Below are 22,666 nucleotides of genomic sequence, written 5' to 3'. Positions count from 1 at the left end.
GCTTGCTCTAAGATAGGCTGCGAATTTGGCCGGGGAAACCGTCTGTGTGCGCTTTCATGGCGCGTTCATGGCGCGCCCATTTCCGGCCATACCGATCTGGCAAAGACAGGACCCCATGGCGCGCAAGCCCGCCAGCCTTCCGTCAAAAGAACACCGCCGGCGCGGGTTCGAACCGGCATTCTCGCTGGTCTCGAACCAGGTGCGCGGCGCGGGAGAGGCGCGGGGTTTTGCGGTGGCGCGTCTGGTGACCCATTGGGCCGAGACCGTCGGCGAAGATATCGCAAAGATCACCCGGCCGGTGAAGATCGGCTATGCGACCGCAGGCCCGGGCGGCAAAGGCTCGGGCATGGGCGCCACGCTCACGCTGCTGGTCCAGGGCGCACATGCGCCGATGATTGGCATGCAGCTTGACCGGATCCGTGAACGGGTCAACGCTGTCTATGGCTATAACGCGATTTCGCGCGTTCATCTGACCCAGACCGCCAGCACCGGCTTTGCCGATGGCCAGGCGCAATTCACCCATGCCCCCGCAGTGCCACGCCCTGACCCGGAGGCCGAGGCAAAACTTACCGCCACCGCCGCGCGGCAGACCGAAGGCGTCGGCGATCCCGGCCTTCGCGCAGCGCTTGAGCGGCTCGCGCAGAACATATTATCCCGCCCAGACAGGAAATGAGGACGAGACAATGACCATGATCAACCGCCGGCTGCTGCTTTCGATGGCCGCAACGCTCGCCGCAGCGCCGGCCTGGGCGCAGGAGACCACCGCATCCGAAGGCGAAGCCGCCCCGGAAGCGGCCACCGATGCGCCTGCGTCAGCCGCTCTCACCCCGCGCGACTTCACCCTGGGCGATCCGGATGCGAAGGTGAAAATCGTTGAATATGCCAGCTTCACCTGCCCGCATTGTGCCAATTTCCATGACACGATCTACCCGAAGCTGAAGTCTGACTATATCGATACCGGCAAGGTGCATTTCACCCTGCGGGAGGTCTATTTCGACCGCTACGGCTTCTGGGCCGGGATGATCGCGCGCTGCGACGACAACAAGCGGTATGAAGGCATCTCGGATATCGTCTTTTCGACCCAGGCAAAATGGCTCGATTCCTCGGACCCGACCGTGGTGATGGACAAATTGCGCACCATCGGCCTGACCGCCGGCCTCACCAACGAGCAGCTGGATGCCTGCACCGCCAATGAGGCTTTCGGGGAAGAGATGCTGAAGCAGTTCGAGGCCAATATGGCCGCTGACAAAGTGACCGGCACGCCAACCGTCATCCTGGACGGTGAAAAAGTCGACAACTGGGCCTGGGATAATCTCAAATCGCTGATCGACGCGAAACTGGCGGGCTGATCCCGATGTCCGCGCCGCTGGAAGGCATCCGCGTCGTCGAGCTGGCGCGGATTCTCGCTGGCCCCTGGGCGGGCCAGATCCTCGCCGATCTCGGCGCGGAAGTGATCAAGGTCGAGGCTCCGGAGGGCGATGATACCCGCCGCTGGGGCCCCCCTTTTATCACCCATGAGGGCGAGACCTCGGCCGCTTATTTCCATTGCTGCAATCGCGGCAAGAAAAGCGTGACCGCCGATTTCCGCGGGCCAGCCGATCAGGCGCGGGTGCGCGAGCTGATCCGGACCGCCGATGTGGTGATCGAGAATTTCAAGCTCGGCGGTCTGGCGAAATACGGGCTGGATTATGTCAGCCTGAAAGAGATCAATCCGGGGCTGATCTATTGCTCGATCACCGGTTTCGGCCAGACCGGGCCCTATGCGCATCGCGCGGGCTATGATTTCATCATCCAGGGCATGGCCGGGCTGATGTCGGTCACCGGCCCGGCCGATGGCCAGCCGCAAAAGGTCGGTGTGGCGGTGACGGATGTGTTTACCGGCATCTATGCCTCGAACGCGATCATGGCGGCGCTGATCCAGCGCGGCCGCACCGGGGCAGGTCAGCATATCGACATGGCGCTGATGGATGTGGCGACCGCGATCATGGCCAATCAGGCGATGAATTACCTCGCGACGGGCACCGCGCCGGTGAAGATGGGCAATGCCCATCCGAACCTCGCGCCCTATGCGGTGTTTGACTGTTCGGATGGCTGGCTGATCCTTGCGATCGGCAATGACGGCCAGTTCCGCAAGCTTTGCGGCCTGCTTGGCCTGAGCGACCTGGCTGATGATCCGGCCTTTATGACCAATGCCGACCGTGTGACGTATCGCGCCGGGCTGACCGACAGACTGTCTGCTGCGACCCGCGCCATGACCAAAGCAGAGCTGCTGGCCGCCTGCGAGGCCAATGGCGTCCCTGCCGGCCCGATCAATGATATGGCCGAGGTCTTCTCGGACCCGCAGATCATTGCCCGCGCCCTGCAGATCGCACCCGGCGGCGTGCCGGGGGTGCGCAGCCCGATGAGCTTCTCGGGGGCGGAGCTGTCGCTGGGCGCGCCCTCGCCGCGTCTGGGTCAGCATCAGGCCGAGATTTTTGGCTGAAGCGGAGAAGGCGGGGGGGCAGCCCCCCGGCGCCCTTTCAGGGCGCTCCCCCCGGGATATTTTCAGACAGATGAAGAGAGGCAGCCTATTCGGGATAGGCCGCCTTGCATTGCGTGATCACGGATTGCGCCTGGCGCGACAGATCGCGCTGTTTTACCTGCAGTTGCGAGAGCTTTTTCGCCTCGAGCGCGAGGTCGATTGAGCGCGGCCTGGTGCGGACCTCGGTGTCCCAGCTGCGGCAGGTGGTCGAGACCGGGCGCGGCGTCGGGTCTTCTTTGGTGCCGGGCACATAGCGGATACAGGGCCGCCAGTCGGGCACAGTGACCTCATAGCGTTCAATCGCATAGCCGCGCTGCAGATTGCCCTGCGATTCGCCGATCAGCTTTTCCACTGTCCGCAGATCGCGCGTATTGCGGCTGATACATTGTTCTTGCGGCGTGCCGCAGGCGGCGAGGGTGGTGAGGATAAGAAAGGCGGCGGTTTTTTTCATGATGCGACTCGCGAGGGTCTGGCGGGGAGCGGCTGGCGACCAGCATGGCATAGCCGGGACAGGGGCCAAACGGGTTGGAGGCTCTGGCTTGCGGTGATAGGCAAAGGCTGGCCGAGACGATGGATGTGACAATGGGCAACGATCTGACCGAATACAAGATACGGGCTTCGGACTGGTTCCGTACACTGCGCGACCGGATTGTCGCGGCGTTCGAGGATCTGGAGGATCGCGCGCCCGGGGATCTTGCGCCTGGCCGTTTCGAGGTCACCCCCACCAGCCGCGAAAATGACGGCGGCGGTGGCATCATGAGCGTGATGCGCGGCGGCAGGGTATTTGAGAAGGTCGGCGTCAACTGGTCCGCGGTCCACGGGTCACTGGGCGCGCGGGCGCAAAAGGCGATGGCAGCGCGCGGTGTGCCCGGGATGGAGCAGGATCCGCGGTTCTGGGCCAGCGGCATCAGTCTCGTTGCCCATATGCAGAACCCGCATTGCCCGGCGGTGCATATGAACACCCGCATGTTCTGGACGCCGCATGCCTGGTGGTTTGGTGGCGGCGCCGATCTGAACCCCTGTCTGGAATATACTGAGGACACCGCGCATTTTCATGGCGTGTTGCAGGCCGCCTGCGATGCCCATGACCCGGGCTATTACGCGAAGTTCAAACCCTGGGCGGATGAGTATTTCTTCATCCCGCATCGCGGTCGCGCGCGCGGTGTCGGCGGTATCTTCTACGACGACCTCAATACCGGCGACTGGGAGGCCGATTTCGCCTTTACCCGCGCTGTGGGTGAGGCCTTCCTGCCCGCCTTCCTGCCAGTGACCGAACGCCATATCGGCGAGGCTTTCGCCGGACCCGAGCGCGAGGCACAGCTTGTCCATCGCGGCCTTTATGCCGAATATAACCTTGTCTATGACCGGGGCACGAAATTCGGCCTCGAGACCGGCCATGACGCTAATGCTGTTCTTATGTCCCTGCCACCTCTGGCAAAATGGATCTGAAACATGTCTGACATCATCGTCAAAGCCCTCTATGCCTCGGTCGTCGAGGATGAGGGACAGCTGTTCATCGGCTTTGTCGAGGGCGAGGATGAGGAGGAGCCCTATGTCATGTTCCGCCGCGACGCCTTTGGCGGCCCGGTCTGGTTCGAGGTGTCCGACGAGAGCCTCGGGGCCGAAGAGGCGGTCGAAAGCGTGACCCGCACCGAGCGCGGGCTATCGATCCTGATCGACCCTGCTAAAGCGTCGAAATTCCTCATGGCGCGTGAGATTGTGGTGAAGATCACTGCCGCGACCGAGAATGGCGAAGAGGCGATTGAAGCTCTCAGGGATCTGATGGGGGATCGGTTTCGGGGGTGAGGTCAGCAGGCTTGATTTGTTTCGCCGGCGTCAGATTATTTCGGGACAAATCCAGAAACCTGTAACCATCCGGCGTGATGCTGATCGTGTATTCGCCTGAACTGCGGTCGCCCCCCGTCTTTACAAACCTGCGTTCGATCAAAACCTCCAGTGCCGCTCTCAATTCAACTCTTTCCCGCTGCGATTTGGGGGAGAGATTGAGGTCGCCACCCGTAATACTGACGAGTCTGTCGTCCCTGAACGTTACGGTCGCTGGTCCATCTATGCCATTGATAGATCCCAGCAAAACCCCTATACGATTACTGAAGGCGGCCTGCGTTTTTGCGGCTTCCGCCGCTTCTGCGCTGTTCCGTAGACGAGCTTCCTGTTCGAGAATCTCCAGCATCTTTTCAGCATTTACTTTGCGGGTCTCCAGGCCAGCCCGATGCAGCGTCTGATAGACGGCCTCCTCCTCTGCATCAAATGTTCGTCTGGAGGAGCGGATACTGGCGCTGCGACGCGCCAGTACTGATTTGCGCCAGAGTTCAACGCCTGAAATCACGAAGCTCAGCACTGCATGAAGTAACGCAAAACCAACGCAAACCAAAGCGGCGGTGCCGGCCGGGTAGAGGAAGGAACGAAGCGGCCCCGTTACAGTCTCGATCCGCTCCAGCTTTTCAACTGTCGTCAGATCACCGGCAAACAGGAGCAGCACTACTCGCCAATTCCACAGCAGCAGGCTGCTGAGGAAAAACAGCGTGAAATAGCCGCTGCCGGTTTTGTCGCGCCAGTCGGCGTAAAAGTCTTTGAAAAACGTGGTCAAATCAGGCTCAGCAATCAGGAAATGATGCCCAGGCTATGCCGGATCACAGGCGGAAGACAAGCGCCCTCAATCGGCCCAGGAAGGTGAGGGATCGCGGCTGAAGCGGTAGAAGAGGTTCGGCTCCGACACGATGTAAATGTCGCCCCGCGCATCAACCGCCAGCCCTTCGGCTTGCGGGACATCGTCTCGCAGCCCATGCCAGCCGGACCAGAGCGGCATCACGCTGACCGGGCTGCCATCCGGCGTATATTCGGCCAGCGCGCCGGTCATATCCGACAAAAGCAGCAGATTGCCGGTCGCATCATGGGCCGAAAGCGAGGAAAGATCGGTGGTGAAATGGCCGAAGCGGTCGCCGGGCGCCCATTCGGTCACGCTGATCGAAAAGCCCTTTCCGGCAATCGCGTCGGTCAGGCCCCCGACCCGCAGCACCCGGATCGGCAGCATTTCCTGGGCGATGAACAGCTCGTCACGCGCACTGTCCCAGGACACGCCCTCAAATCCCATGTTGTGGTAGGTTCCGTAGTTCAACACCAGTTCTGGTGAGCCTGCCAGATCGACCTCGCGGGTCTCCGGCCCGATCTCCACCCAGTTCAGGCTTTGCCGCGCCTCATCGGAAATGACAAAGACCGTGCCCTCCACATGGGAAATCCCCTCCGGATCCACCGCGCCGATCAACGGGATCAGCCGCAATAGCGCCCCCTCTGTCGACAGTTCCGCAATTCCCGGCGGGCGGTTGATCACCGCAAAGAGCGTGTCGCTTTCGGGGGCCCAGGTCAGGCCGGAAAGGTTGCTCTCCACCCCCGCCACCGGTCGCGCCTCGATCTGCGCAGTGTAATAGGGCAGCCAGATGCCCTTTTCCTGCCAGTCGGCTGCGGTCTGGCGCATGTTCAGATATTGCAGCCCGAGCCCGAAAAGCCCCGAAGCCCAGAGCCAGAAGCCGCCGCCCGCCAGCACAAAGGCCGCCATCCCCCAAAGGAGGGGGCGCCGGCGCCGGGCAAGGGGCAGGGCTGTGCTGAGGCTCATCCCCCTTCCCGAACGGCGTCGATCATCCGCTGCACATTATCGGGATCCGCATCAGGGGTGATGCCATGGCCGAGATTGAAGATATGCGGGCCTTTCGAGAAGGCGCGCACCACATGGCGGGTCTCGCGGATCAGATCTTCGCCGCCGGTGACCAGATGATGCGGTGCCAGATTGCCCTGGACGCAGATCTCTTTCTGCACATGTTCCGCCGCCCATTCCGGGCTGACCGAATTGTCCACCGCGACGCAATCGGCGCCGGTCGCGCCCGCGAAGCCGATATAGCCCGTGCCCGCCTCGCGCGGGAAGGCAATCACCGGCAGGCCGGGATGACGAGCTTTCAGCGCGGCGATGATCTTTGCCGCCGGTTTCACGGCGAAATCCTGGAAATCCTGGCCTTTCAGGCTGCCGGCCCAGCTGTCGAACAGCTTGATCACCTCGGCCCCGGCCTCGACCTGGGCCGAGAGATATTCGATCGTTGCGCCGGTCAGCCGGTCGATCAGCGCCTCGAATGTGGCGCGATCCTCGCGTTTCAGGCGATGCGCGCCCGCCTGTTCCTCTTTGCCGCGCCCCGCGATCATATAGGTCGCGACCGTCCAGGGCGCCCCGGCAAAGCCGATCAGCGTGGTCTCTGCCGGCAGCTCGCGCTTGAGGATCCGCAGCGTCTGATAGACCGGCGCCAGGGTCTCATGAATCGCGTCATCCGGGCGCAGCCCAGTCACTTCGGCGGCCGTGGTCGTGGTCTCCATCCGCGGGCCTTCGCCGGTCTCGAACCACAATTCCCGCCCGAGCGCCTGGGGCAAAAGCAGGATATCGGCAAACAGGATCGCCGCATCGAACCCGTAGCGCCGGATCGGCTGCAGGGTCACTTCCGCCGCAAGGTCGGAATTGTAGCACAGTTTAAGGAAGTCGCCCGCCTCGGCCCGGGTCGCGCGATATTCCGGCAGGTAACGGCCTGCCTGGCGCATCATCCAGACCGGCGGCACTGGCTGAACCTCTCCCCTCAGGGCGCGCAGGATCTTTTTCTCGCTCATGGCAACCTCCGGCTTATCCAGAGCGCCGTGCCCCGCCTGCGACCACAAGTCAAGCGACCATCCGCCTGCAAAGCCCCCCGGCGCGTCCATCTGCCGCGCGCGCTTCTCCCATTTCCTCTTGATACAAATACTCCCGCCGGAGGCATCCGCCGCCCGCCAAAGGGGTGCAGAGATTGTCATTTCGCAGCAGATCAGCGATGGTGCCGCAGATTTCAGTCAAAGGTGCCCGATGTCTTCCGATCCCCTTGCCGTCCCGAAAAAGCGGGTCTCCACCAGTGTTTTGCTGCTGGTTTACCTTGCCTTCATGCTGTTCGGGATCGTGATCGTTGCGGTGATCTGGATGGTGGCAGACCAGGTCCTGACCAGCTCATCGCAAAACAGCGCGATGGGGGTGGTGGTCCCGATGATTGCCGCCATGTCGATGTCCTCCTTCTGGGCCAGGCGCGAGGGCCGCCCCACCTCTGGCCGGCAATGGTGGATTGCGCTGCTGGCCACTTTGCTGACGCTTGCGCTGAACGGCGCGCTGATCTGGGCCATCGCCTCCAGTGGGGCATGGCCGGAGCTTTCCTTCCGCAATGGCTTTACCCGCGATGATCTGATGTTTGGCAGCATCCTCGGCGCGGCACTGCTGGTGCTTTTGACGCTGGTCGTTCGCTTCGGCTTCTGGCTGGGGCTGAATGGCTGGGAAAAACAACAGGCCAAACTCGCCGCACTGAAGATCCGGCGATGAGCGGAGATGATCTGTCGGATAAGGTGGATCAGGTACTGGCGGAACCTCCGCGCCGGGTGACACGGCTCGTTTTGGAAGGTGGCCGGACCTGGTGGCTGAAACGGGTGGAGCACCTGTCGCTCAGGCTCAGGCTGCAAAAGGGTGACCCCTCCCGCGCTTTCGAGGCCGAACGCAATGGTCTGAAAACCCTGGCACAAAAGGGCATTCCGGTGCCCGAAATCGCCATGGAGGGGGCGGATTACTTCCTCCTCCCCGATGCGGGTCCGACGCTGCAGATCCTAGTGGAAGAGGCGGGAGATGATCCGGGAACGCGCGCCGCCTTTGCCGCAGCCGGGCGGGCGCTCGGGTTGTTGCACTGGGCCGGGCTGTCGCATGGTCGCCCGGCGCCGCGCGATATCTGCTGGGACGGCACGACCGCGCGTTTCATTGATCTCGAACGCTTTTCCGCCGCGCATCGCAGTGGTTTCTGGCAGGCGCTGGACATCGTGATCTTCATCCAGAGCTGCTATGGGCGCTGGCCCGATGACCCGCGTTTCCTTGAGGCCGCGCTGGAGGCCTACCGCGTCAACGCGCCGGCAGATGCGCTGGCGCGCGCCGGGCGGCTGGCCTTCTGGCTGGGCTGGCTGAAACCACTGGCGCGCCTTGTGACGAGGTTCAAACCGCGCAGCCGCGAATTCCGCGCGATCCCGCTGACGCTTGCACGGCTTGCGGGATTCCGGCGGGGCGGTTAACCGTCTTCGCGCAAGACCTGCGCCGGTTTGACCGCCAGCGTCCGCCCGGCAAAGACCAGCCCCGCCAGCAAAACCGCCGCCACGCCACCGAGGATGATCAGCGCGGCCGAGGCCGGCTCGAACCGCCAGCTGCTCTCCATCACGAAATACATCACGGCCCAGGACGAGACCGCGCCGGCGATCACCGCGACAAGACCGGCCGCCAGCCCGAGGATCGCGGCGCGCAGCGTGAAGCTCGCGATGATCCGTGCCCGGGTGGCGCCCAGAACTTTGAGGATCGCGGCCTCGCGCGCGCGGCGCCGTTCCCCTGCTGCCGCCGTGCCGATCAGCACTGCAAAGCCGGTCAGGAGCGTTCCCGCCGCCGCCCAGGCCGTGGCGGTCGCGATGGCCGAAAGCGCTTCGGACACCCGGTCCACCGCCTCGCGGATGCGGATTGCGGTGATGTTCGGCCAGGCTTTGGTGATCTCGCGCAGGATGGTCGCTTCGGCCTCCGGGGGGGCGTAGAGTGTGGCGATATGGCTGTGCGGCGCGCCGCGCAAAGCGGCCTCGTTCATCACGATCACAAAGCCCATGCCCGCATTCGAGAAATCGACTTCCCTCAGCGAGCTGATGGTGCCGGTGATGTCGCGCCCCAGAATATTGACCGTCATCTCATCACCGATCTTCAGCCCGGTCTCTTCCGCGACCTGGGCCGAAAGGCTGATCTGCGGCGCGCCCTGATAGTCGTCAGGCCACCAGGAGCCGGCGGTGATCTTTGTGCCCTCGGGCATCGCAGCCGCATAAGAGACGCCACGGTCGCCGCGAATGATCCAGTGCTCGCCGATCACCTCGCGCGCGGGGCGGCCATTCACGCCGGTGACCACGCCGCGCAGCATCGGCGCGGTCTCATATTGGCTGACGGCGGTATTGGCCTGCGCCATGGCGATGAAGGGGCCGATCTGGTCTGGCTGGATATCGACAAAGAAGAAGGCCGGTGCCCTTGTCGGCAGGTCGCGGTCAATGGCGGCGCGCAGATTGGCGTCGATTTGCCCGACTGCGGCCAGCACCGAAAGCCCGAGACCCAGTGACAGGATCACCGGCAGGGCCTCGGATCCGGGGCCACCAATTGCGGCCAGGGCGGCGCGCAGGCCCGGGCGGCCTTGCGCGATGCGGCTGTGCGACAGGCGCCGCGCGATCCGTCTGACACCCCAGGCGGCCAGCGCCAGAACCGCAAGCGCGGCAAGCACCCCGCCGGCCGTGCCAAGCGCCAGTTCGGGAATGCCCGAGGTGAAGACCGCCACCACGATCAGAAGCAGGATCAGCGCCGTCAGCACGATCAGCCAGCGTTTGCGCGGCCAGCCCGCAGCGCCGCCGCGATAAAGCGCTGCCGCCCGGATACGCTCGGCCCGGGCCAGCGGCAGAAGAGTGAAGATCAGCGCCGTCAGCGCGCCGTAAAACGCGGCCTCAGCAAGGGCGGCGGGTGCGACACCGACCTTTGCCGGGAAGGGCAGCGAAGCCTCGATCCAGGGCGCTGCCATGAGTGGCACGCCCGCCCCGATGATCAGCCCCAGCACGATCCCGGCCAGCGTCAGCACCGAGACCTGGATCAGATAGGTCGAGAAGATCAGCCCCGAAGAGGCCCCGATCGTCTTCAGCGTCGCGATGGTCTTTTCCTTGCTCTGAAGCCAGGCCCGGACGGCGGCTGAGATACCGACACCGCCCACCGCCAGCCCCGCCAGACCGACGAGGACAAGGAAAGACCCCATCCTGTCGATAAAACGCTCGATCCCCGGGGCGGGGCGGCGGCTGTCGGTCCAGCGCATACCCGAGTCGTGGAAGGCCTGTTTTGCGGTCTTTTCAAGCGTTTCGAGATCGGTTCCTGGCGCGAGGGCGAGGCGGTACTTCGTCTCGTAGAGCGTGCCGGGGGCGAGAAGCCCTGATGTCGCCAGCGCCGGTGTGGCGACGATGCTGCGCGGGCCAAGCGAGAAACTGTCGGCGCCGGTGTCGGGCTCATCCAGCAGCGCGGCCATGACCACAAAGCTCTGTGTGCCGAGGCTGAATGTGCCGCCGATGTCCAGCCCGAGACGTTCGATCAGCAAAGGGTCGAGCACTGCGCCGGGGAGGCCATTTTGCCCTTCCAGCGCCTGGTCCAGCGGGATTGCAGGGTCAAGCGTGACCGTGCCGTAAAGCGGCCAGGCGGTGTCGATGGCCTTGACCTGGGTCAGAGCCTGGTCCTCCGGCGTGATCGCCATGGAACGGAAATCGACGATCTCCGACACGCGTTCTGCATGGCTGGCCATGAAGGCGCGCTCGGTGTCACTCGCGAACCGATAGGTGAAGCGCATCTCGGCATCGCCGCCGAGAAGGACCGAGCCCTGATCGGCCAGCCCGGCCTGGATCGAGGCCCGCAGCGTCGCCACCCCGGCAATCGCCGCCACGCCAAGCGCGAGACAGATGAGAAAGACGCGCAGCCCCCGGAGCCCGCCCCGGAGCTCGCGGGCCGCTATGCGGAAGGCGAGGCTCATGCGACCACCTGGCCTGATGCGGTCGGGCCAGTCTGGGTTGGGCCAGTCTGGGTCGGGCCTGACGCGGTCTGGTCTGGCACGATCTGGCCATCAATCAGCCGCAGCACCCGGTCGCAGCGTTCGGCCAGCTCCGGTGCATGGGTGACCATGATCAGGGTCGATCCGTCCCGGTCCCGCAGCGCGAAGAGCAGATCCATGATCGCCTGGCCATTCACGCCGTCAAGATTGCCGGTCGGCTCATCGGCCAGCAGGATCGGCGGGCGGGCGACGATGGCGCGGGCCAGCGCCACGCGCTGCTGCTCGCCCCCGGAAAGCTGCGCCGGGTAATGGTCGATGCGGTGCCCCAGGCCCACGGCTTCCAGTTCGGACTTCGCACGGGCAAAGGCATTTTTCTCGCCGCCCAGCTCCAGCGGCAGGGCGGTGTTTTCCAGCGCGGTCATGTTCGGGATCAGGTGGAAGGACTGGAACACCACACCCATATTGCCCCGCCGGAATTTCGCGAGCTGGTCTTCATCCATGCCGCCGAGATCCTGGCCGAGCGCCTCGACCTGGCCGGATGTCGCGCGCTCCAGACCGCCCATCAGCATCAGAAGCGAGCTTTTGCCGGAGCCGGAGGGACCGGTCAGAGCCAGGGTTTCCCCCTGGTTGACCTTCAGCGAGATGCCCCGCAGGATCGGCACCGGCCCGGCATTGCCCTGAAGGGTGAGGCCAATATCGGTCAGTGAAAGGACGGTCCCGGTCATGCGCAACTTCCTGAAACGAATGGGTCAGACCGGATATGCCGCATCGCGGCGCGTTCGCAACCTCACGTTTGCGTTGGGTCTTGTGGTTTCTCCGGCAATCGCTGCGGAGCCGGTGACGATTGTGGCGCTTGGCGACAGTCTGACGGCAGGCTACGGGCTGCCGGATGGCGAGGGCTTTGTGCCGCAGTTGCAGACATGGCTCGACCGTCAGGGGGCGGGCGCGATCGTGCTGAATGCCGGGGTGTCGGGCGATACCACGGCGGGGGGGCTGTCGCGGATTGACTGGGCGCTTGGGCCCGAGGCGGATGCGCTGATCGTGACGCTGGGCGGCAATGACATGCTGCGGGGCATTCCGGTGGCGGAAGTGCGGGCCAATATGACCGGCATCATGGAGGCCGCGAAAGCGCGGGGCCTGCCGGTGCTGATCGTGGGGATGAAGGCGCCGCTGAACTGGGGGCCGGATTACAAGCGTGATTTCGATGCGATCTATCCGGAGCTGGCGGCGGAATATGGCGCGATGCTCGCGGATAATTTCTTTGCCGGGCTGATCGCGACCGGGGCGGATCCGTCGGACCCGGCTTCGCTGAATGCCTGGATGCAGCCTGACGGGATCCACCCGAATGCGGCCGGGGTGATCCTGATTGTCGAAGGGCTGGGGGCGGATGTGACGCGGCTGATTGCGGCGGCGCGAGGGGAAGAGCAGGCAGATTAAGAGCCTCCGGCGGGAGTATTCGTCAGGGGAAATGGCCTCGCCGGAAGCATTTTCGGGGGGCTTTGAGGTCAGCCGACGCGCTGACCTGCGACCCAGGTGCCGCGGATGGCCCCGGCGGCGCCGACGCGGTGGACACGGATCAGGTCGGCGCGTTTGCCGATGGCAATGTCGCCGCGATCCTTGAGACGCGCGGCCTCTGCCGGGGCTTTGGTCACGCTGCGGATGCCGCGCGGCAGGTCGCCCCAGAGATCACCCAGCATCAGCGCAGCCGACAAAAGCGACGATGGCACATAATCCGAGGACAGGATGTCGAGAAGATCGGCTTGCGCCAGATCTGCCGCTGCAACATTGCCCGAATGCGAGCCGCCCCGGATCAAGTTCGGCGCTCCCATCATCACAAGGATGCCCTGGTCGCGGCAGGCGCGTGCAGCCTCGACCGTGGTGGGGAATTCGGCAAAGCTCACGCCCTTTTCGCGGCTGGTCACCACCTGGTCTTCGGTCGTGTCGTCATGGCTTGCGATCACGGCACCGTAGCGGCGGGCGGCCTGGACGGCGGCCGCTTCATGCGCAGCACTGACCCGGGCCGAGAGCGCCTGCTGGCTGGCGATATGGTCGGCGAACTGGGTTTCGGACATGCCGCGCTTGCCCATGACATAGTCGCGCAGTTTCGTGATGTCGCGGAACTGGCGCTGGCCCGGGGTGTGGTCCATCAGGCTGACAATGCCGATGCGGTCCTCGGCGCCGAATTTGTCGAGTTCCTCGATAAGGGTTTCCGAACAGACTTCGGCGCGCAGATGCAGGCGGTGGCTGATCTTCAGCGCGCCCATCTCGCGCAGGGCCATGATTTCATGTGCCAGCGCCCTTGCATATTCGCCGTAACCGGCATTGTTCGACGAAAAAATCGATCCGACCCGCAGCGCGTCGAACACGGTTGTGATGCCGACCGAGGCAAGTTCGGCATCATGGGCGATGATCGCGCTGGCATGGGGCCAGTCGACGCGGGGGCGCGGCTGGAGATGGCGTTCCAGGTTGTCGGTATGCAGTTCCACAAGGCCCGGCATCACCAGATCGCCCTGCATATCTTCGGCGCCTTGCGGGGCTGTGCCTGTGTCAATGTCGTCAATCAGCCCGTCCCGGATCACGATATTGCCGGTGACGATTTCATCGGCCAGAAGGATGCGGGCATTGGCGAGGATGGTCTGGGTCATGACTGGGCTTTCTCGGCAGGAGGCAGGGTCGGGCAGGCGGGAGAGCGCTGCAAATGGCACTGTGATGTCACATCCGTGTGACAGATGGCGGTTAGGGCGAAACTGGTTCCGAAGGATGATATGGGACCGGGCTGAGAGGACGGTGGCGATGAGCGATTTCACGAGATATGCGGTCTATTATGCGCCGCGCCCGGGGGCCTTTGCGACACGGGTGGCGGGCTGGCTCGGCTGGGATCCGGAAACAGGGCTGCCGATCGCTTTCGCAGGGCCCGAAGGGTTGCCACGCCCCCAGGCCGAGCTGACGATGAGCCCGCGCAAATATGGCTTTCACGGCACGATCAAGGCGCCGTTTCGCCTGGCCGAGGGCCTCGGGCGCGCGGATCTTTCGGGCGCGCTCGCGGTCCTCGCGGGTCGGCTGGCGCCGGTCGGGATGCGGGGGCTGGAGCTGCGGCGGATCGGGGGTTTTCTTGCGCTGGTGCCGCAGGGGGATGAGGCGGCCCTGCTGGCTCTGGGCGCCGGGGTGGTGACGGATCTCGACCCTTTGCGCGCCCCCCTCACCGAGGCCGAGATCGCGAAACGCCGCCCCGACCGGCTGACCCCGCGCCAGCGCGAGTTGCTGTCGGCCTGGGGCTATCCCTTTGTTATGGAAGAGTTCCGTTTCCACCTGACGCTCTCTGACAATCTGCCCGAAGCTGAGGCTGCTGATCTGGCCGCGCGGCTGGATCCCTGGCTCGCCCCCGATCTGCCGCGCCCCTTTGTCATTGAGGATCTGTGCCTCTTTGGTGAGGATGCGGCGGGGCGGTTTCATCTTCTGGAGCGTCATGCGCTGACCGGCTGAAGCGCTGTGAGAAAGCGGGCGATGCCGGTCTCGGGGCTGGCATCGTTCATCACCGTGATCACGCTGAGGCCAGCGGGGAGCCCCTCGGGCCAGGGCTGCGCGGCGCGGGCGACCCGCGCGGCAATGTCCTGAGCACTCTCGCGTCCACGCGCCATCAGCCGCGCTGTCAGCACCTGGGGCGGGGCGGTGACATGGATCACGCTCAGCCCCGGCCACAGCAGGGCGGCGCGTTCAAGCCCCTGGCGCGAGCCGTTGAACAAAAGATCCGCGCCATTGGCCAACGGTGCCAGAGCGGCGGCCGGGATGCCGTAGCGCAGCCCATGTGCCTGCCAGTCCAGCGCGAATTCCCCCGCCGCCTGACGCTCTGCGAATTCCGCCGCCGTCACGCCCTCGAAATCCTCGCCCCCGGCATCCGTGGGCCTTGTGATGACGCGCCGTACGACATGCAGATCCGGTCTCGCCGCCAGTGCGCCCTGAATCAGCGTGTCCTTCCCCGCCCCCGAAGGCCCGACAATGGCGAAAAGCCGTCCCGTCATGGCGCGAGCCTCCTCATGCTGCCAGACCCGGGGTGAAGCCGGTCACATCCAGCAGCCGGTCGCAGACCCGGGCGCGCGCCTCTTCGTCATGGAAGATCCCGAGGATCGCGGCGCCGCGCGCCTTGGCATCGGCGATCAGCCCCAGCACCACCTCGCGATTGGTGGTGTCCAGGCTGGCGGTCGGCTCGTCCAGCAGCATTGCCGGATAGGGATGGATGAAGCCGCGCGCGATATTCACCCGCTGCTGCTCGCCGCCCGAGAACGTGGTGGGCGAGAGCGACCAGAGGCGTTCGGGCAGGTTTAGCCGCGCCAGCAGCGCTGCCGCCCGGTCGCGGGCCTCGTCTGCGGCGGTGCCAAGTGTCAGGAGCGGTTCCGCCACCACATCGATCGTGGGCACGCGCGGCACGACGCGCAGGAACTGGCTGACATAGCCCAGCTCTTCGCGGCGCAGCGCCAGGATCTCGCGCGGGCTGGCTTTTGCGACATCAAGCCCGCCCACGAGGATCTCGCCCGAGGCGGCAAGGTAATTGCCGTGGATCATCCGCATCAGCGTCGATTTCCCGGACCCCGACCGCCCGGTCAGCGCCACGCATTCCCCGGGCGCGACCGTCAGGCTGACGCCTGCCATCACCGGAATGACCGCGCCGCCCTGGTTGTGCAGCGTAAAGGTCTTTGAAACGTCTTTGAGCATAATCATGGGATCAGACCTGCAAAACCGAGGAAACAAGAAGCTGGGTATAGCCATGTTGCGGATCATCAAGCACCTGATCAGTCAGGCCCTGTTCCACCACATGGCCCGATTTCATCACCATAAGCCGATGCGCCAGCAGCCGCACGACGGCAAGGTCATGGGTGACCAGCACCACCGACAGGCCGAGATCGCGCACGAGGCCCCGCAAGAGATCCAGAAGCCGCGCCTGGACCGAGACATCAAGACCCCCGGTCGGCTCGTCCATGAAAACGAGGCGCGGTGCTGTGACGAGGTTGCGCGCGATCTGCAACCGCTGCTGCATGCCGCCGGAAAAGGCCGAGGGCCGGTCGTCGATCCGCGCCCCGTCAATCTCGACCCGGCCAAGCCAGTCGAGCGCCGTCTCGCGGATCGCCCCGTAATTGCGCCCGCCCACGGCCATCAGCCGCTCGCCGATATTGCCGCCGGCGGAAACGCCCATCCTGAGCCCGTCGCGCGGGCTTTGATGCACAAAGGCCTGTTCGCTCCGCGCGAGCCGACGCCGCTCTGGTTCCGCCATGGCGATCATGTCACGCCCGTCAAACAGGATCCGCCCCTCATCCGGCGCCTGATGTCCGGCGAGGCAGGAGAGCAGGGTCGATTTGCCCGATCCGCTCTCTCCGACGATCCCCAGCACCTCGCCGGGAAAGAGATCAAAGGACACATCGGCGCAACCGATCCGGCTGCCGTAGAATTTCGACAGCCCCCTGACCGAGAGCAAAGGCCCGGCCTCTTTCACCTTTGCATAAATGTTCATATCAGCCCCATCCATCAGCTGCGCTCCGTTTCCAGGGCCGCGCTGCGGCTGCCACAGAAGTCGGTGTCCGAACAGACGAACATCCGCCCGCCCTGATCATCAGTGATCACCTCGTCCAGATAGCTCTCGCGCGATCCACAGATCTCGCATTCATGATCCGCTTTTGACGCAACGAAAGGATGATCCTCGAAATCGAGGCTGACCACTTTCGTGTAAGGCGGCAGCGCATGGATCCGCGCCTCGCGCCCGGCCCCGAAAAGCTGCACGGCGGGGCTGTCCGAGAGCTTCGGATTGTCGAATTTCGGGATCGGCGAAGGCGTCATCACATAGCGGTCATGCGCCATCACCGGCCAGGCATAGGAATTGGTGATCTCGCCATGCCGGGCAATATCCTCGTAAAGCTTCACATGCATCAGCCCATATTCCTCCAGCGCATGCATCCGCCGCGTCTCGGTCTCGCGCGGTTCCAGAAAGCGCAGGGGTTCGGGGATCGGTACCTGGTAGACCAGGATCTGATCCTCGGTCAGCGGCATTTCCGGGATGCGGTGGCGGGTCTGGATCAGGCTCGCCTCGGTGGTCGCTTCGGTCACCGCGACCCCGGCGGTGCGCTGAAAGAACTTGCGGATCGAGACGGCATTGGTCGTGTCATCCGCGCCCTGGTCGATCACTTTCAGGCGGTCCTCCGGCACCAGACAGGCGGCCGAAACCTGGACCCCGCCGGTGCCCCAGCCATAGGGCATCGGCATCTCGCGGCTGGCAAAGGGCACCTGATAGCCCGGTACCGCCAGCGCCTTCAGGATCGCCCGGCGCAACATGCGTTTGGTCTGTTCATCGAGATAGGCAAAGTTGTAGCTTTCGGCCTCGACGGGGGGGCTGGCGGCGATCATTTTCGCGCTCCCGAAGGCCGGGCGCTGCCTGGGTTGCGGGCGCCGGCAAGGGTGATCAGCAGAGCGGCGGCGATCTGGACGGGCATCATTCTTTCTCCTGTGCGGAAAGGGCGGCGCTGCGCAGCCGGCGGATCAGCTCCAGCTCGGACTGGAAGTCGACGTAATGCGGCAGCTTGATATGTTCGAGGAACCCGGTGGCCTGGATATTGTCGCAATGCGACAGCACGAATTCCTCATCGCGGGCCGGGGCCGGATTGTGGCTTTCGCCAAGCTCTTTCCAGCGCAAAGCCCGGTCGACAAGGCTCATCGACAGCGATTTGCGCTCGCTCTGGCCAAAGACCAGACCATAGCCGCGGGTGAATTGAGGCGGCTCGGTTTTCGACCCGCCAAACTGGTTCACCGTCTCGCATTCCGACAGCTCGATCTCGCCGATCTCGACGGAAAACCCCAGCTCGGGGATTGCGGCCTCAATCACCACCTGGCCGATGCGCAACTCGCCGACAAAGGCATGGGTATTGCCGTAGCCGCGCTGCGTCGAATAGGCGAGCGACAGGAGGAACCCCTCATCGCCCCGCGCCAGCGCCTGCAGACGCAGCGCCCGGGTCGCGGGCAGTTCCAGCGCCTCGCGGGTCAGATCGGGGGGCGTGTCGGCGCCGGTGCCGGCCTCTTCGATCAGCCCCTCGCGGTTCAGAAAGCCCATCACATGCGGCACGGTATCCAGCCCTTCGGGGCTGGCGGTCGATGCCTCGGGCAGATCAAGCCCTTCCGCGGCCAGCGCGAAATCCAGCAGGCGATGCGTGTAATCGAAGGTCGGCCCGAGGATCTGACCGCCCGGCACATCGCGGAACGTGGCCGAGACGCGCCGGATCACCGCCATTTTCGCGGTCTCGACCGGCATTGTCGCGCCAAAGCGCGGCAGGGTGGTGCGATAGGCGCGGATCAGGAAAATCGCCTCGATCAGATCGCCCCGCGCCTGTTTGATCGCCAGCGCCGCGAGGTCGGGATCATAGAGAGATCCCTCGGCCATCACGCGGTCGACCGCGAGTTTAAGCTGCGCGCGGATCTGTGCGACGGACAGTTCGGCGATTCCCGTGTCGCCCCGGCGCTCTTCGGCGAGCCAGGCATGGGCGTTGTCGATGGCGCGTTCTCCACCTTTGACGGCAACATACATCAGATATCCTCCAGCCTTGTTGAGCGCGGCAGACCGGCGATCTGGTCCCCGGCGGTCAGGAAAGTGTCAAACCCGAGCGGATAAAGCGCGCTATTGGCCTGGAAAGCCGCGATTTCCGGCAGGGAAAGCCGGGCGCTGTCCTGAATGCCCGGCCCGGTCAGGCGGGCGCCGCGCGCCTCAAGTGCCGGCATTTCGACGATCAGCGTGGCGGCGCGGTCGGGGTAATCTGGTGTGCCGGTGGCAAAGCGCGAGACCGGCGCCAGTGCCTCCCAGCTGCCGATCACGAAATGCGCGGCCTCAGCCGTGGTAAAGGGCGCGGCGGTGTGAAAGGTCAGCCAGGCGCGCAACGCGGCACTGTCATGCGAAGGGGCGAGCCAGACCGGCGTCGTCTGATCCATCAGCACCAGCGCCAGCGTCCCCGCCGCAACCGAGAGCGGCGCGGGGGGCATGGCGCCCGTGATCTGCTGAATGCGCCCGGGCCGGGCCAGGGCCTGCATCGCGGCGCGGAAGGCGCGGGCGGCATGATGCGCCGGATGGGCGAAACCGCCGGCGAGCGAAGGCGTGACCGGAGCAGGCAGGACGGGCGCGTTCATTTGTCATCTCCGCGGACAAGGGTGAAGAATTCGACGCGGGTGGCGGCGGCTTTGGCGGCGCGCCCCTGGCGGCGGGCGGCCTCGGCCTCGGTCAGGGGCGTGAGGATGGTTGCACGGATGCGCTCTGCCGCATCGGTCTGCATCAGCGCATCGACCAGGGCGGCATGGCGGGCATGGGTACGGTCGCGCCCCTGAACCAGCGCATGGCCGGTGGTGCCATCCGCGAGATGCAGCGTGGCGCGGGTTACCGTGACCTCGCCCAGCGAGAAGGGCGCGCCGCTGCCGCCGATGCGGCCCTGGACCATCATCGTGCCGGTCTCGGGCGCGCGCAGGTCGTGATGGTCGGGCAGCGGCAGCGGCAAAAGCGCGGCAAGCGCCTCGGGCCGCGCACGGGCGAGGGTGCCCATCCAGGCGCGGCGCGCCCCGGTGAGATCTTTGGCAGGGGAAGGTCCGGTGTGATTCATGGCAGACATCTTTTCTGACTTGTCTGTTGTACTAGACAACTATACAAGTAAGCGGCGGGCGACAGGTGACGTCAATGCGAATATTTTGCGAAACTTCGGTAACGGGGGCAGGGAATGGCGCGCACGGCTTTGTGGAAGGGGATTGCCGGGACGCTGGCGGCCGAGGTCGCTCGGGGCCATTTCCCCATCGGCGCGCGGTTGCCGAGCGAAGCGGAACTGTCGGTCCGGTTTGGCGTCAACCGCCATACCGTGCGCCATGCACTGGCGGATCTGGCGGAACGCGGCCTTGTTCATGCGCGGCGCGGCGCCGGGGTATTCGTGCTGGGGCGGCCCACGGATTACCCGCTCGGGCGGCGGGTGCGGTTCCATCAGGCGATGGAATCGGGCGGGCGCCTGCCATCGAAACAGCTAACGCGGCGCGAGACGCGGCCCTCGGATGCGAAAGAGGCGCAGGCGCTTGGGCTGGTGACGGCAGAGCCGGTGCTGGTGGTCGAGGGGCTTTCCTCGGCCGACGGACAACCGCTGGCGGTGTTTCGTTCGGTCTTTCCGGCGGCGCGCCTGCCCGGTCTTGCGGCGGCTTTTGAAGGCGAAAGTTCGATCACGCGCGCGTTAGCGGCGGTGGGGGTGGCAGATTATACCCGCGCCTCGACGCGGCTCTCGGCCAGGGCCGCCAGCACCATGGTGGCGCTGGCGCTGCAGATCCCCGAAGGCGCGCCGGTTCTGCGCACGACTTCTGTCAATGTGGACGGCGAAGGGGTGCCGGTCGAGTTCGGCACCACCTGGTTTGCCGGCGAGAGGGTGACGCTGACCGTGACACCGGAGGCGGGTTAGGCCTCGTATTTCTCAAGAAATGCCTCGGCCCGGAGGCTGCGGAAATCCGCGAGCACCGCGCGCAGGCGGCTGTGATCCCAATCCCACCAGGCCAGGGTGAGCAGCCGTTCGATCACGCTGTCGGAAAAGCGCATCCGGATCAGCCTGGCCGGGCTGCCGCCGACGATGGCGAAGGCGGGGACGTCTTTGGTGACCACTGCGCCAGAGGCGACGATGGCGCCGGTGCCGATCGTCACATCGGGTTTGATGATTGCGCCATGGCCGATCCAGCAATCGGGGCCAAGCACGGTGCGCCGCGCGGCGCGGGCCTGGAAAAAGGCGGGATCGTCTTCGGCATCGTCGAAATACCAGGAAGAGCGATAGAGGAAGTGATGTTGCGCGGCATGGGCGAAGGGGTGGTCGGTCGGCCCGATCCGCGTGAGGGCGGCAATATTGGCGAATTTGCCAACCGTGGTATTGGCGATGTCGGAGAGGCGTTCGGCATAGGCGTAATCGCCGAAGTTTGAGTTCAGCACGCGGGTGCCTTCGCCGACCTCGCAGTAAGCGCCGAAGGTAGAATTGGCGATATGGGTGTTGGGGTGGAGGAAGGGCGCAGTCGGCGAGAGGCGGGGCATTTTCCGGGGCTTTCAGGTCAAGGGTCCGCCGGGTGGCTGACATGGGAGCCTCCGGCGGGGATATTTAAGGACAGATGAAAGGGGCAGGGCGCGCGCTTTACGCCCCCTTGATCAGTTTGCGGCGGATCCAGCCCGAGAGGCTGTCGAGTGCCATGACCATGAGGACGATCAGGATCATGTAATAGGCGACATCCTCCCAGTCTTTCTGGGTGATGATGGCTTGCGTGAGCAGGAGGCCGATGCCGCCGCCGGTGATGGCACCGATGACGGTGGCGGAGCGGGTGTTCGACTCAAAAAGGTAGAGCACTTGCGACATCAGGACCGGCGTGACCTGGGGCAGCACACCGAAGCGGGCGCGTTGCAGCGTGGTGGCGCCGGTGGAGCGAACGCCCTCGACCTGCTTTTCGTCGATGTTTTCGAGGGCTTCGGAGTAGAGTTTGCCGAAAGTGCCGGTATCGGTGATCAGGATCGCCAATGCGCCGGTCATCGGGCCGGGGCCGAAGGCGCGGGCCAGCACGATGGTCCAGATCAGCGCATCGACGCCGCGGATGAAATCGAAAACCCGGCGCATCACAAAGCGCAGCGGCCCCAGCGGGTTGAAGTTCCGCGCCGCCATGAAGGCCAGCGGCAGGGCCACGAGTGCTGCGAGAAAGGTGCCGATGAAGGCCATAAGCAGGGTCTCGAACAGCGCCCAGGCGACCTCGCCATGGTGCCACATTTTGTTGGTCCAGAACTCGGACGCCATATAGCTGAGATTGGAGCGGGCAGGGTCGACACGCTCAGCTGAAAAGGCGAGCGACGCGAGCTCCCAGGGGGATTTCTGGAAGAAGGGGCTGTCGGCGGTGAAGAAAAACAGGGCCCAGCCGGCCTGGTAGCGGAAGGTCTCGACCTTGGAGCGGGAATAGTTGAAGCGGCCTGCAGGGGTGGTGACGGTGATCAGCCGGTCTGAGGCGTTGATCCAGGAAGGCAGTGGCTCGGGCGCGTCGAGGATCAGGCTCTGGCCGTCATCCGAGGGCCTGATGTCGATGGTGCCGTAATCCGGGACGACGTAGCGCGCGCCGAGGCTGTCATAGGTGACGATATTGCCGGAGCCGAGGTCGATTGTGGTGACGCCATCAGTGACGGTAACCCAGTCCGGCAGCAGGCCGGGCGGGTAGGCACCGCGGTTCTCGCCATCCTTCGAGATTGTCAGGGCGCCACTGCGATTGTCACGGGTCACATGGGTCTTATGCGCCCAGAAATCGGTCAGCAGCACGGCGGCATTGTCGGTCTTGGCCCGCGCGGCGATGCCCGGGATGTCGAAGGCAAAGAAGATCCAGGTCAGATAGGCGAGGATCACGCCTGGCACCAGGAAAGACATCCGGGCGCGTTTTCGGAAGCTCGCGATCAGGGCGTCGGCGGAGGGGGCGGTTCCGGGCGGGGCGTTCAGGCTCATGG

The 22,666-nt window shown here is 64.9% G+C and carries 26 protein-coding genes; 10 read left to right on the top strand and 16 right to left on the bottom strand.

Translation table 11 applies throughout. From position 1 onward, the window contains the following. Positions 1 to 115: 115 nt before the first annotated feature. From AC4FS3_RS00265 to AC4FS3_RS00255, 3 genes are read left to right on the top strand one after another with little or no spacing between them, the layout of a single operon-like run. Positions 116 to 673 (top strand): DUF721 domain-containing protein, encoded by a 558-nt coding sequence (locus tag AC4FS3_RS00265; RefSeq protein WP_491018862.1) that lies wholly within the window; start codon positions 116 to 118, stop codon positions 671 to 673. A 10-nt stretch (positions 674 to 683) separates the two neighbouring features. Further along, a complete protein-coding gene (locus AC4FS3_RS00260; RefSeq protein ID WP_092900925.1) occupies positions 684 to 1,349 on the top strand; it encodes a DsbA family protein in 666 nt (221 codons plus the stop codon). Between the two features lie 5 nt (positions 1,350 to 1,354). After that, on the top strand, positions 1,355 to 2,482 hold the full coding sequence (locus AC4FS3_RS00255) for a CaiB/BaiF CoA transferase family protein (protein WP_491018861.1): 1,128 nt from the start codon (positions 1,355 to 1,357) through the stop codon (positions 2,480 to 2,482). A gap of 85 nt (positions 2,483 to 2,567) precedes the next feature. Here AC4FS3_RS00255 and AC4FS3_RS00250 read toward each other — a convergent pair whose 3' ends face one another. After that, positions 2,568 to 2,972, bottom strand: a complete 405-nt coding sequence (locus AC4FS3_RS00250) for a hypothetical protein (protein WP_491018860.1) — start codon at positions 2,970 to 2,972, stop codon at positions 2,568 to 2,570. 131 nt (positions 2,973 to 3,103) lie between these two features. On the opposite strand from AC4FS3_RS00250, the gene hemF reads away from it, so the two are divergent. Next, on the top strand, positions 3,104 to 3,970 hold the full coding sequence (gene hemF / locus AC4FS3_RS00245) for an oxygen-dependent coproporphyrinogen oxidase (protein WP_283176843.1): 867 nt from the start codon (positions 3,104 to 3,106) through the stop codon (positions 3,968 to 3,970). A gap of 3 nt (positions 3,971 to 3,973) precedes the next feature. After that, complete coding sequence (locus AC4FS3_RS00240) at positions 3,974 to 4,327, top strand: hypothetical protein (RefSeq protein WP_491018859.1); 354 nt, start codon at positions 3,974 to 3,976, stop codon at positions 4,325 to 4,327. Here the strand turns inward: AC4FS3_RS00240 and AC4FS3_RS00235 are convergent. From AC4FS3_RS00235 to hemE, 3 genes are all read right to left on the bottom strand, one after another. Further along, positions 4,293 to 5,129: a hypothetical protein gene (locus AC4FS3_RS00235; RefSeq protein ID WP_491018858.1), complete on the bottom strand. Its 837-nt coding sequence runs from the start codon at positions 5,127 to 5,129 to the stop codon at positions 4,293 to 4,295. The genes AC4FS3_RS00240 and AC4FS3_RS00235 overlap by 35 nt on opposite strands. A gap of 66 nt (positions 5,130 to 5,195) precedes the next feature. Continuing rightward, entirely contained in the window at positions 5,196 to 6,152 is a 957-nt protein-coding gene (locus AC4FS3_RS00230) for an SdiA-regulated domain-containing protein (RefSeq protein WP_491018857.1), read from the bottom strand. Beyond that, the gene (gene hemE / locus AC4FS3_RS00225) at positions 6,149 to 7,183 is read right to left on the bottom strand and encodes a uroporphyrinogen decarboxylase (protein ID WP_491018856.1); all 1,035 of its coding nucleotides are present in this window, start codon (positions 7,181 to 7,183) and stop codon (positions 6,149 to 6,151) included. Before hemE ends, AC4FS3_RS00230 begins: the two co-directional genes overlap by 4 nt. A 229-nt stretch (positions 7,184 to 7,412) precedes the next feature. Here hemE and AC4FS3_RS00220 point away from each other — a divergent pair, with 229 nt between their 5' ends. Together AC4FS3_RS00220 and AC4FS3_RS00215 are read left to right on the top strand one after the other, a co-directional pair. After that, on the top strand, positions 7,413 to 7,913 hold the full coding sequence (locus AC4FS3_RS00220; protein WP_491018855.1) for an ABZJ_00895 family protein: 501 nt from the start codon (positions 7,413 to 7,415) through the stop codon (positions 7,911 to 7,913). Beyond that, a complete protein-coding gene (locus tag AC4FS3_RS00215) occupies positions 7,910 to 8,644 on the top strand; it encodes a BUD32 family EKC/KEOPS complex subunit (protein WP_491018854.1) in 735 nt (244 codons plus the stop codon). The genes AC4FS3_RS00220 and AC4FS3_RS00215 overlap by 4 nt, the downstream gene beginning before the upstream one ends. Here the strand turns inward: AC4FS3_RS00215 and AC4FS3_RS00210 are convergent. Further along, positions 8,641 to 11,148, bottom strand: coding sequence for an ABC transporter permease (locus AC4FS3_RS00210; RefSeq protein WP_491018853.1), 2,508 nt, complete (start codon positions 11,146 to 11,148; stop codon positions 8,641 to 8,643). The two genes, AC4FS3_RS00215 and AC4FS3_RS00210, sit on opposite strands and share 4 nt — an antisense overlap. After that, positions 11,145 to 11,891, bottom strand: a complete 747-nt coding sequence (locus AC4FS3_RS00205) for an ABC transporter ATP-binding protein (protein WP_491018852.1) — start codon at positions 11,889 to 11,891, stop codon at positions 11,145 to 11,147. Before AC4FS3_RS00205 ends, AC4FS3_RS00210 begins: the two co-directional genes overlap by 4 nt. Here AC4FS3_RS00205 and AC4FS3_RS00200 point away from each other — a divergent pair. Further along, positions 11,890 to 12,603 carry an arylesterase gene (locus tag AC4FS3_RS00200; RefSeq protein ID WP_491018851.1) on the top strand — a complete coding sequence of 238 codons (714 nt, stop codon included), beginning with the start codon at positions 11,890 to 11,892 and terminating at the stop codon, positions 12,601 to 12,603. The genes AC4FS3_RS00205 and AC4FS3_RS00200 overlap by 2 nt on opposite strands. A 68-nt stretch (positions 12,604 to 12,671) precedes the next feature. Here the strand turns inward: AC4FS3_RS00200 and AC4FS3_RS00195 are convergent, their stop codons facing one another. After that, positions 12,672 to 13,811, bottom strand: a complete 1,140-nt coding sequence (locus AC4FS3_RS00195) for an alpha-D-ribose 1-methylphosphonate 5-triphosphate diphosphatase (protein WP_491018850.1) — start codon at positions 13,809 to 13,811, stop codon at positions 12,672 to 12,674. Positions 13,812 to 13,959: 148 nt separating this feature from the next. Here AC4FS3_RS00195 and AC4FS3_RS00190 point away from each other — a divergent pair, with 148 nt between their 5' ends. Beyond that, the gene (locus AC4FS3_RS00190; RefSeq protein WP_491018849.1) at positions 13,960 to 14,649 is read left to right on the top strand and encodes a DUF1045 domain-containing protein; all 690 of its coding nucleotides are present in this window, start codon (positions 13,960 to 13,962) and stop codon (positions 14,647 to 14,649) included. Here AC4FS3_RS00190 and phnN read toward each other — a convergent pair. The 7 genes from phnN to phnG all read right to left on the bottom strand — a co-directional run bounded on the left by phnN (position 14,631) and on the right by phnG (position 19,784). Beyond that, positions 14,631 to 15,185 (bottom strand): phosphonate metabolism protein/1,5-bisphosphokinase (PRPP-forming) PhnN, encoded by a 555-nt coding sequence (phnN, locus tag AC4FS3_RS00185; RefSeq protein ID WP_283176854.1) that lies wholly within the window; start codon positions 15,183 to 15,185, stop codon positions 14,631 to 14,633. The two genes, AC4FS3_RS00190 and phnN, sit on opposite strands and share 19 nt — an antisense overlap. 13 nt (positions 15,186 to 15,198) lie before the next feature. Then, positions 15,199 to 15,882 (bottom strand): phosphonate C-P lyase system protein PhnL, encoded by a 684-nt coding sequence (gene phnL / locus AC4FS3_RS00180; RefSeq protein WP_491018848.1) that lies wholly within the window; start codon positions 15,880 to 15,882, stop codon positions 15,199 to 15,201. Between the two features lie 4 nt (positions 15,883 to 15,886). Next, entirely contained in the window at positions 15,887 to 16,669 is a 783-nt protein-coding gene (gene phnK / locus AC4FS3_RS00175) for a phosphonate C-P lyase system protein PhnK (RefSeq protein WP_491018847.1), read from the bottom strand. A 14-nt stretch (positions 16,670 to 16,683) separates the two neighbouring features. Next, on the bottom strand, positions 16,684 to 17,556 hold the full coding sequence (locus tag AC4FS3_RS00170) for an alpha-D-ribose 1-methylphosphonate 5-phosphate C-P-lyase PhnJ (protein WP_491018846.1): 873 nt from the start codon (positions 17,554 to 17,556) through the stop codon (positions 16,684 to 16,686). Positions 17,557 to 17,641: 85 nt separating this feature from the next. After that, complete coding sequence (locus AC4FS3_RS00165) at positions 17,642 to 18,727, bottom strand: carbon-phosphorus lyase complex subunit (protein ID WP_491018845.1); 1,086 nt, start codon at positions 18,725 to 18,727, stop codon at positions 17,642 to 17,644. Continuing rightward, complete coding sequence (phnH, locus tag AC4FS3_RS00160; protein ID WP_491018844.1) at positions 18,727 to 19,320, bottom strand: phosphonate C-P lyase system protein PhnH; 594 nt, start codon at positions 19,318 to 19,320, stop codon at positions 18,727 to 18,729. Before phnH ends, AC4FS3_RS00165 begins: the two co-directional genes overlap by 1 nt. Then, positions 19,317 to 19,784: a phosphonate C-P lyase system protein PhnG gene (phnG, locus tag AC4FS3_RS00155; RefSeq protein ID WP_491018843.1), complete on the bottom strand. Its 468-nt coding sequence runs from the start codon at positions 19,782 to 19,784 to the stop codon at positions 19,317 to 19,319. The genes phnH and phnG overlap by 4 nt, the downstream gene beginning before the upstream one ends. Positions 19,785 to 19,898: 114 nt before the next feature. Between phnG and phnF the strand changes: the two genes are divergently transcribed. Further along, entirely contained in the window at positions 19,899 to 20,615 is a 717-nt protein-coding gene (phnF, locus tag AC4FS3_RS00150; RefSeq protein WP_283176860.1) for a phosphonate metabolism transcriptional regulator PhnF, read from the top strand. Here the strand turns inward: phnF and AC4FS3_RS00145 are convergent. Together AC4FS3_RS00145 and phnE are read right to left on the bottom strand one after the other, a co-directional pair. Next, positions 20,612 to 21,229, bottom strand: a complete 618-nt coding sequence (locus AC4FS3_RS00145) for an LbetaH domain-containing protein (protein WP_283176861.1) — start codon at positions 21,227 to 21,229, stop codon at positions 20,612 to 20,614. The two genes, phnF and AC4FS3_RS00145, sit on opposite strands and share 4 nt — an antisense overlap. A gap of 97 nt (positions 21,230 to 21,326) precedes the next feature. Next, on the bottom strand, positions 21,327 to 22,664 hold the full coding sequence (gene phnE / locus AC4FS3_RS00140; protein ID WP_491018842.1) for a phosphonate ABC transporter, permease protein PhnE: 1,338 nt from the start codon (positions 22,662 to 22,664) through the stop codon (positions 21,327 to 21,329). Positions 22,665 to 22,666 lie beyond the last annotated feature (2 nt).

It is taken from the genome of Pseudogemmobacter sp. TB195 (assembly GCF_058313095.1).
Note: the sequence above shows the minus strand (reverse complement) of the source record. Positions and strands in the feature narration are given on the sequence as shown.

Excerpts from the sequence above, each read along its gene's own strand:
- AC4FS3_RS00265 (WP_491018862.1), top strand. The coding sequence starts at position 116 with ATGGCGCGCAAGCCCGCCAGCCTTCCGTCAAAAGAACACCGCCGGCGC.
- AC4FS3_RS00260 (WP_092900925.1), top strand. The coding sequence starts at position 684 with ATGACCATGATCAACCGCCGGCTGCTGCTTTCGATGGCCGCAACGCTC.
- AC4FS3_RS00255 (WP_491018861.1), top strand. The coding sequence starts at position 1,355 with ATGTCCGCGCCGCTGGAAGGCATCCGCGTCGTCGAGCTGGCGCGGATT.
- AC4FS3_RS00250 (WP_491018860.1), bottom strand. The coding sequence starts at position 2,972 with ATGAAAAAAACCGCCGCCTTTCTTATCCTCACCACCCTCGCCGCCTGC.
- hemF (WP_283176843.1), top strand. The coding sequence starts at position 3,104 with ATGGGCAACGATCTGACCGAATACAAGATACGGGCTTCGGACTGGTTC.
- AC4FS3_RS00240 (WP_491018859.1), top strand. The coding sequence starts at position 3,974 with ATGTCTGACATCATCGTCAAAGCCCTCTATGCCTCGGTCGTCGAGGAT.
- AC4FS3_RS00230 (WP_491018857.1), bottom strand. The coding sequence starts at position 6,152 with ATGAGCCTCAGCACAGCCCTGCCCCTTGCCCGGCGCCGGCGCCCCCTC.
- hemE (WP_491018856.1), bottom strand. The coding sequence starts at position 7,183 with ATGAGCGAGAAAAAGATCCTGCGCGCCCTGAGGGGAGAGGTTCAGCCA.
- AC4FS3_RS00220 (WP_491018855.1), top strand. The coding sequence starts at position 7,413 with ATGTCTTCCGATCCCCTTGCCGTCCCGAAAAAGCGGGTCTCCACCAGT.
- AC4FS3_RS00215 (WP_491018854.1), top strand. The coding sequence starts at position 7,910 with ATGAGCGGAGATGATCTGTCGGATAAGGTGGATCAGGTACTGGCGGAA.
- AC4FS3_RS00210 (WP_491018853.1), bottom strand. The coding sequence starts at position 11,148 with ATGAGCCTCGCCTTCCGCATAGCGGCCCGCGAGCTCCGGGGCGGGCTC.
- AC4FS3_RS00200 (WP_491018851.1), top strand. The coding sequence starts at position 11,890 with ATGCGCAACTTCCTGAAACGAATGGGTCAGACCGGATATGCCGCATCG.
- AC4FS3_RS00205 (WP_491018852.1), bottom strand. The coding sequence starts at position 11,891 with ATGACCGGGACCGTCCTTTCACTGACCGATATTGGCCTCACCCTTCAG.
- AC4FS3_RS00195 (WP_491018850.1), bottom strand. The coding sequence starts at position 13,811 with ATGACCCAGACCATCCTCGCCAATGCCCGCATCCTTCTGGCCGATGAA.
- AC4FS3_RS00190 (WP_491018849.1), top strand. The coding sequence starts at position 13,960 with ATGAGCGATTTCACGAGATATGCGGTCTATTATGCGCCGCGCCCGGGG.
- phnN (WP_283176854.1), bottom strand. The coding sequence starts at position 15,185 with ATGACGGGACGGCTTTTCGCCATTGTCGGGCCTTCGGGGGCGGGGAAG.
- phnL (WP_491018848.1), bottom strand. The coding sequence starts at position 15,882 with ATGATTATGCTCAAAGACGTTTCAAAGACCTTTACGCTGCACAACCAG.
- phnK (WP_491018847.1), bottom strand. The coding sequence starts at position 16,669 with ATGAACATTTATGCAAAGGTGAAAGAGGCCGGGCCTTTGCTCTCGGTC.
- AC4FS3_RS00170 (WP_491018846.1), bottom strand. The coding sequence starts at position 17,556 with ATGATCGCCGCCAGCCCCCCCGTCGAGGCCGAAAGCTACAACTTTGCC.
- AC4FS3_RS00165 (WP_491018845.1), bottom strand. The coding sequence starts at position 18,727 with ATGTATGTTGCCGTCAAAGGTGGAGAACGCGCCATCGACAACGCCCAT.
- phnH (WP_491018844.1), bottom strand. The coding sequence starts at position 19,320 with ATGAACGCGCCCGTCCTGCCTGCTCCGGTCACGCCTTCGCTCGCCGGC.
- phnG (WP_491018843.1), bottom strand. The coding sequence starts at position 19,784 with ATGAATCACACCGGACCTTCCCCTGCCAAAGATCTCACCGGGGCGCGC.
- phnF (WP_283176860.1), top strand. The coding sequence starts at position 19,899 with ATGGCGCGCACGGCTTTGTGGAAGGGGATTGCCGGGACGCTGGCGGCC.
- AC4FS3_RS00145 (WP_283176861.1), bottom strand. The coding sequence starts at position 21,229 with ATGCCCCGCCTCTCGCCGACTGCGCCCTTCCTCCACCCCAACACCCAT.
- phnE (WP_491018842.1), bottom strand. The coding sequence starts at position 22,664 with ATGAGCCTGAACGCCCCGCCCGGAACCGCCCCCTCCGCCGACGCCCTG.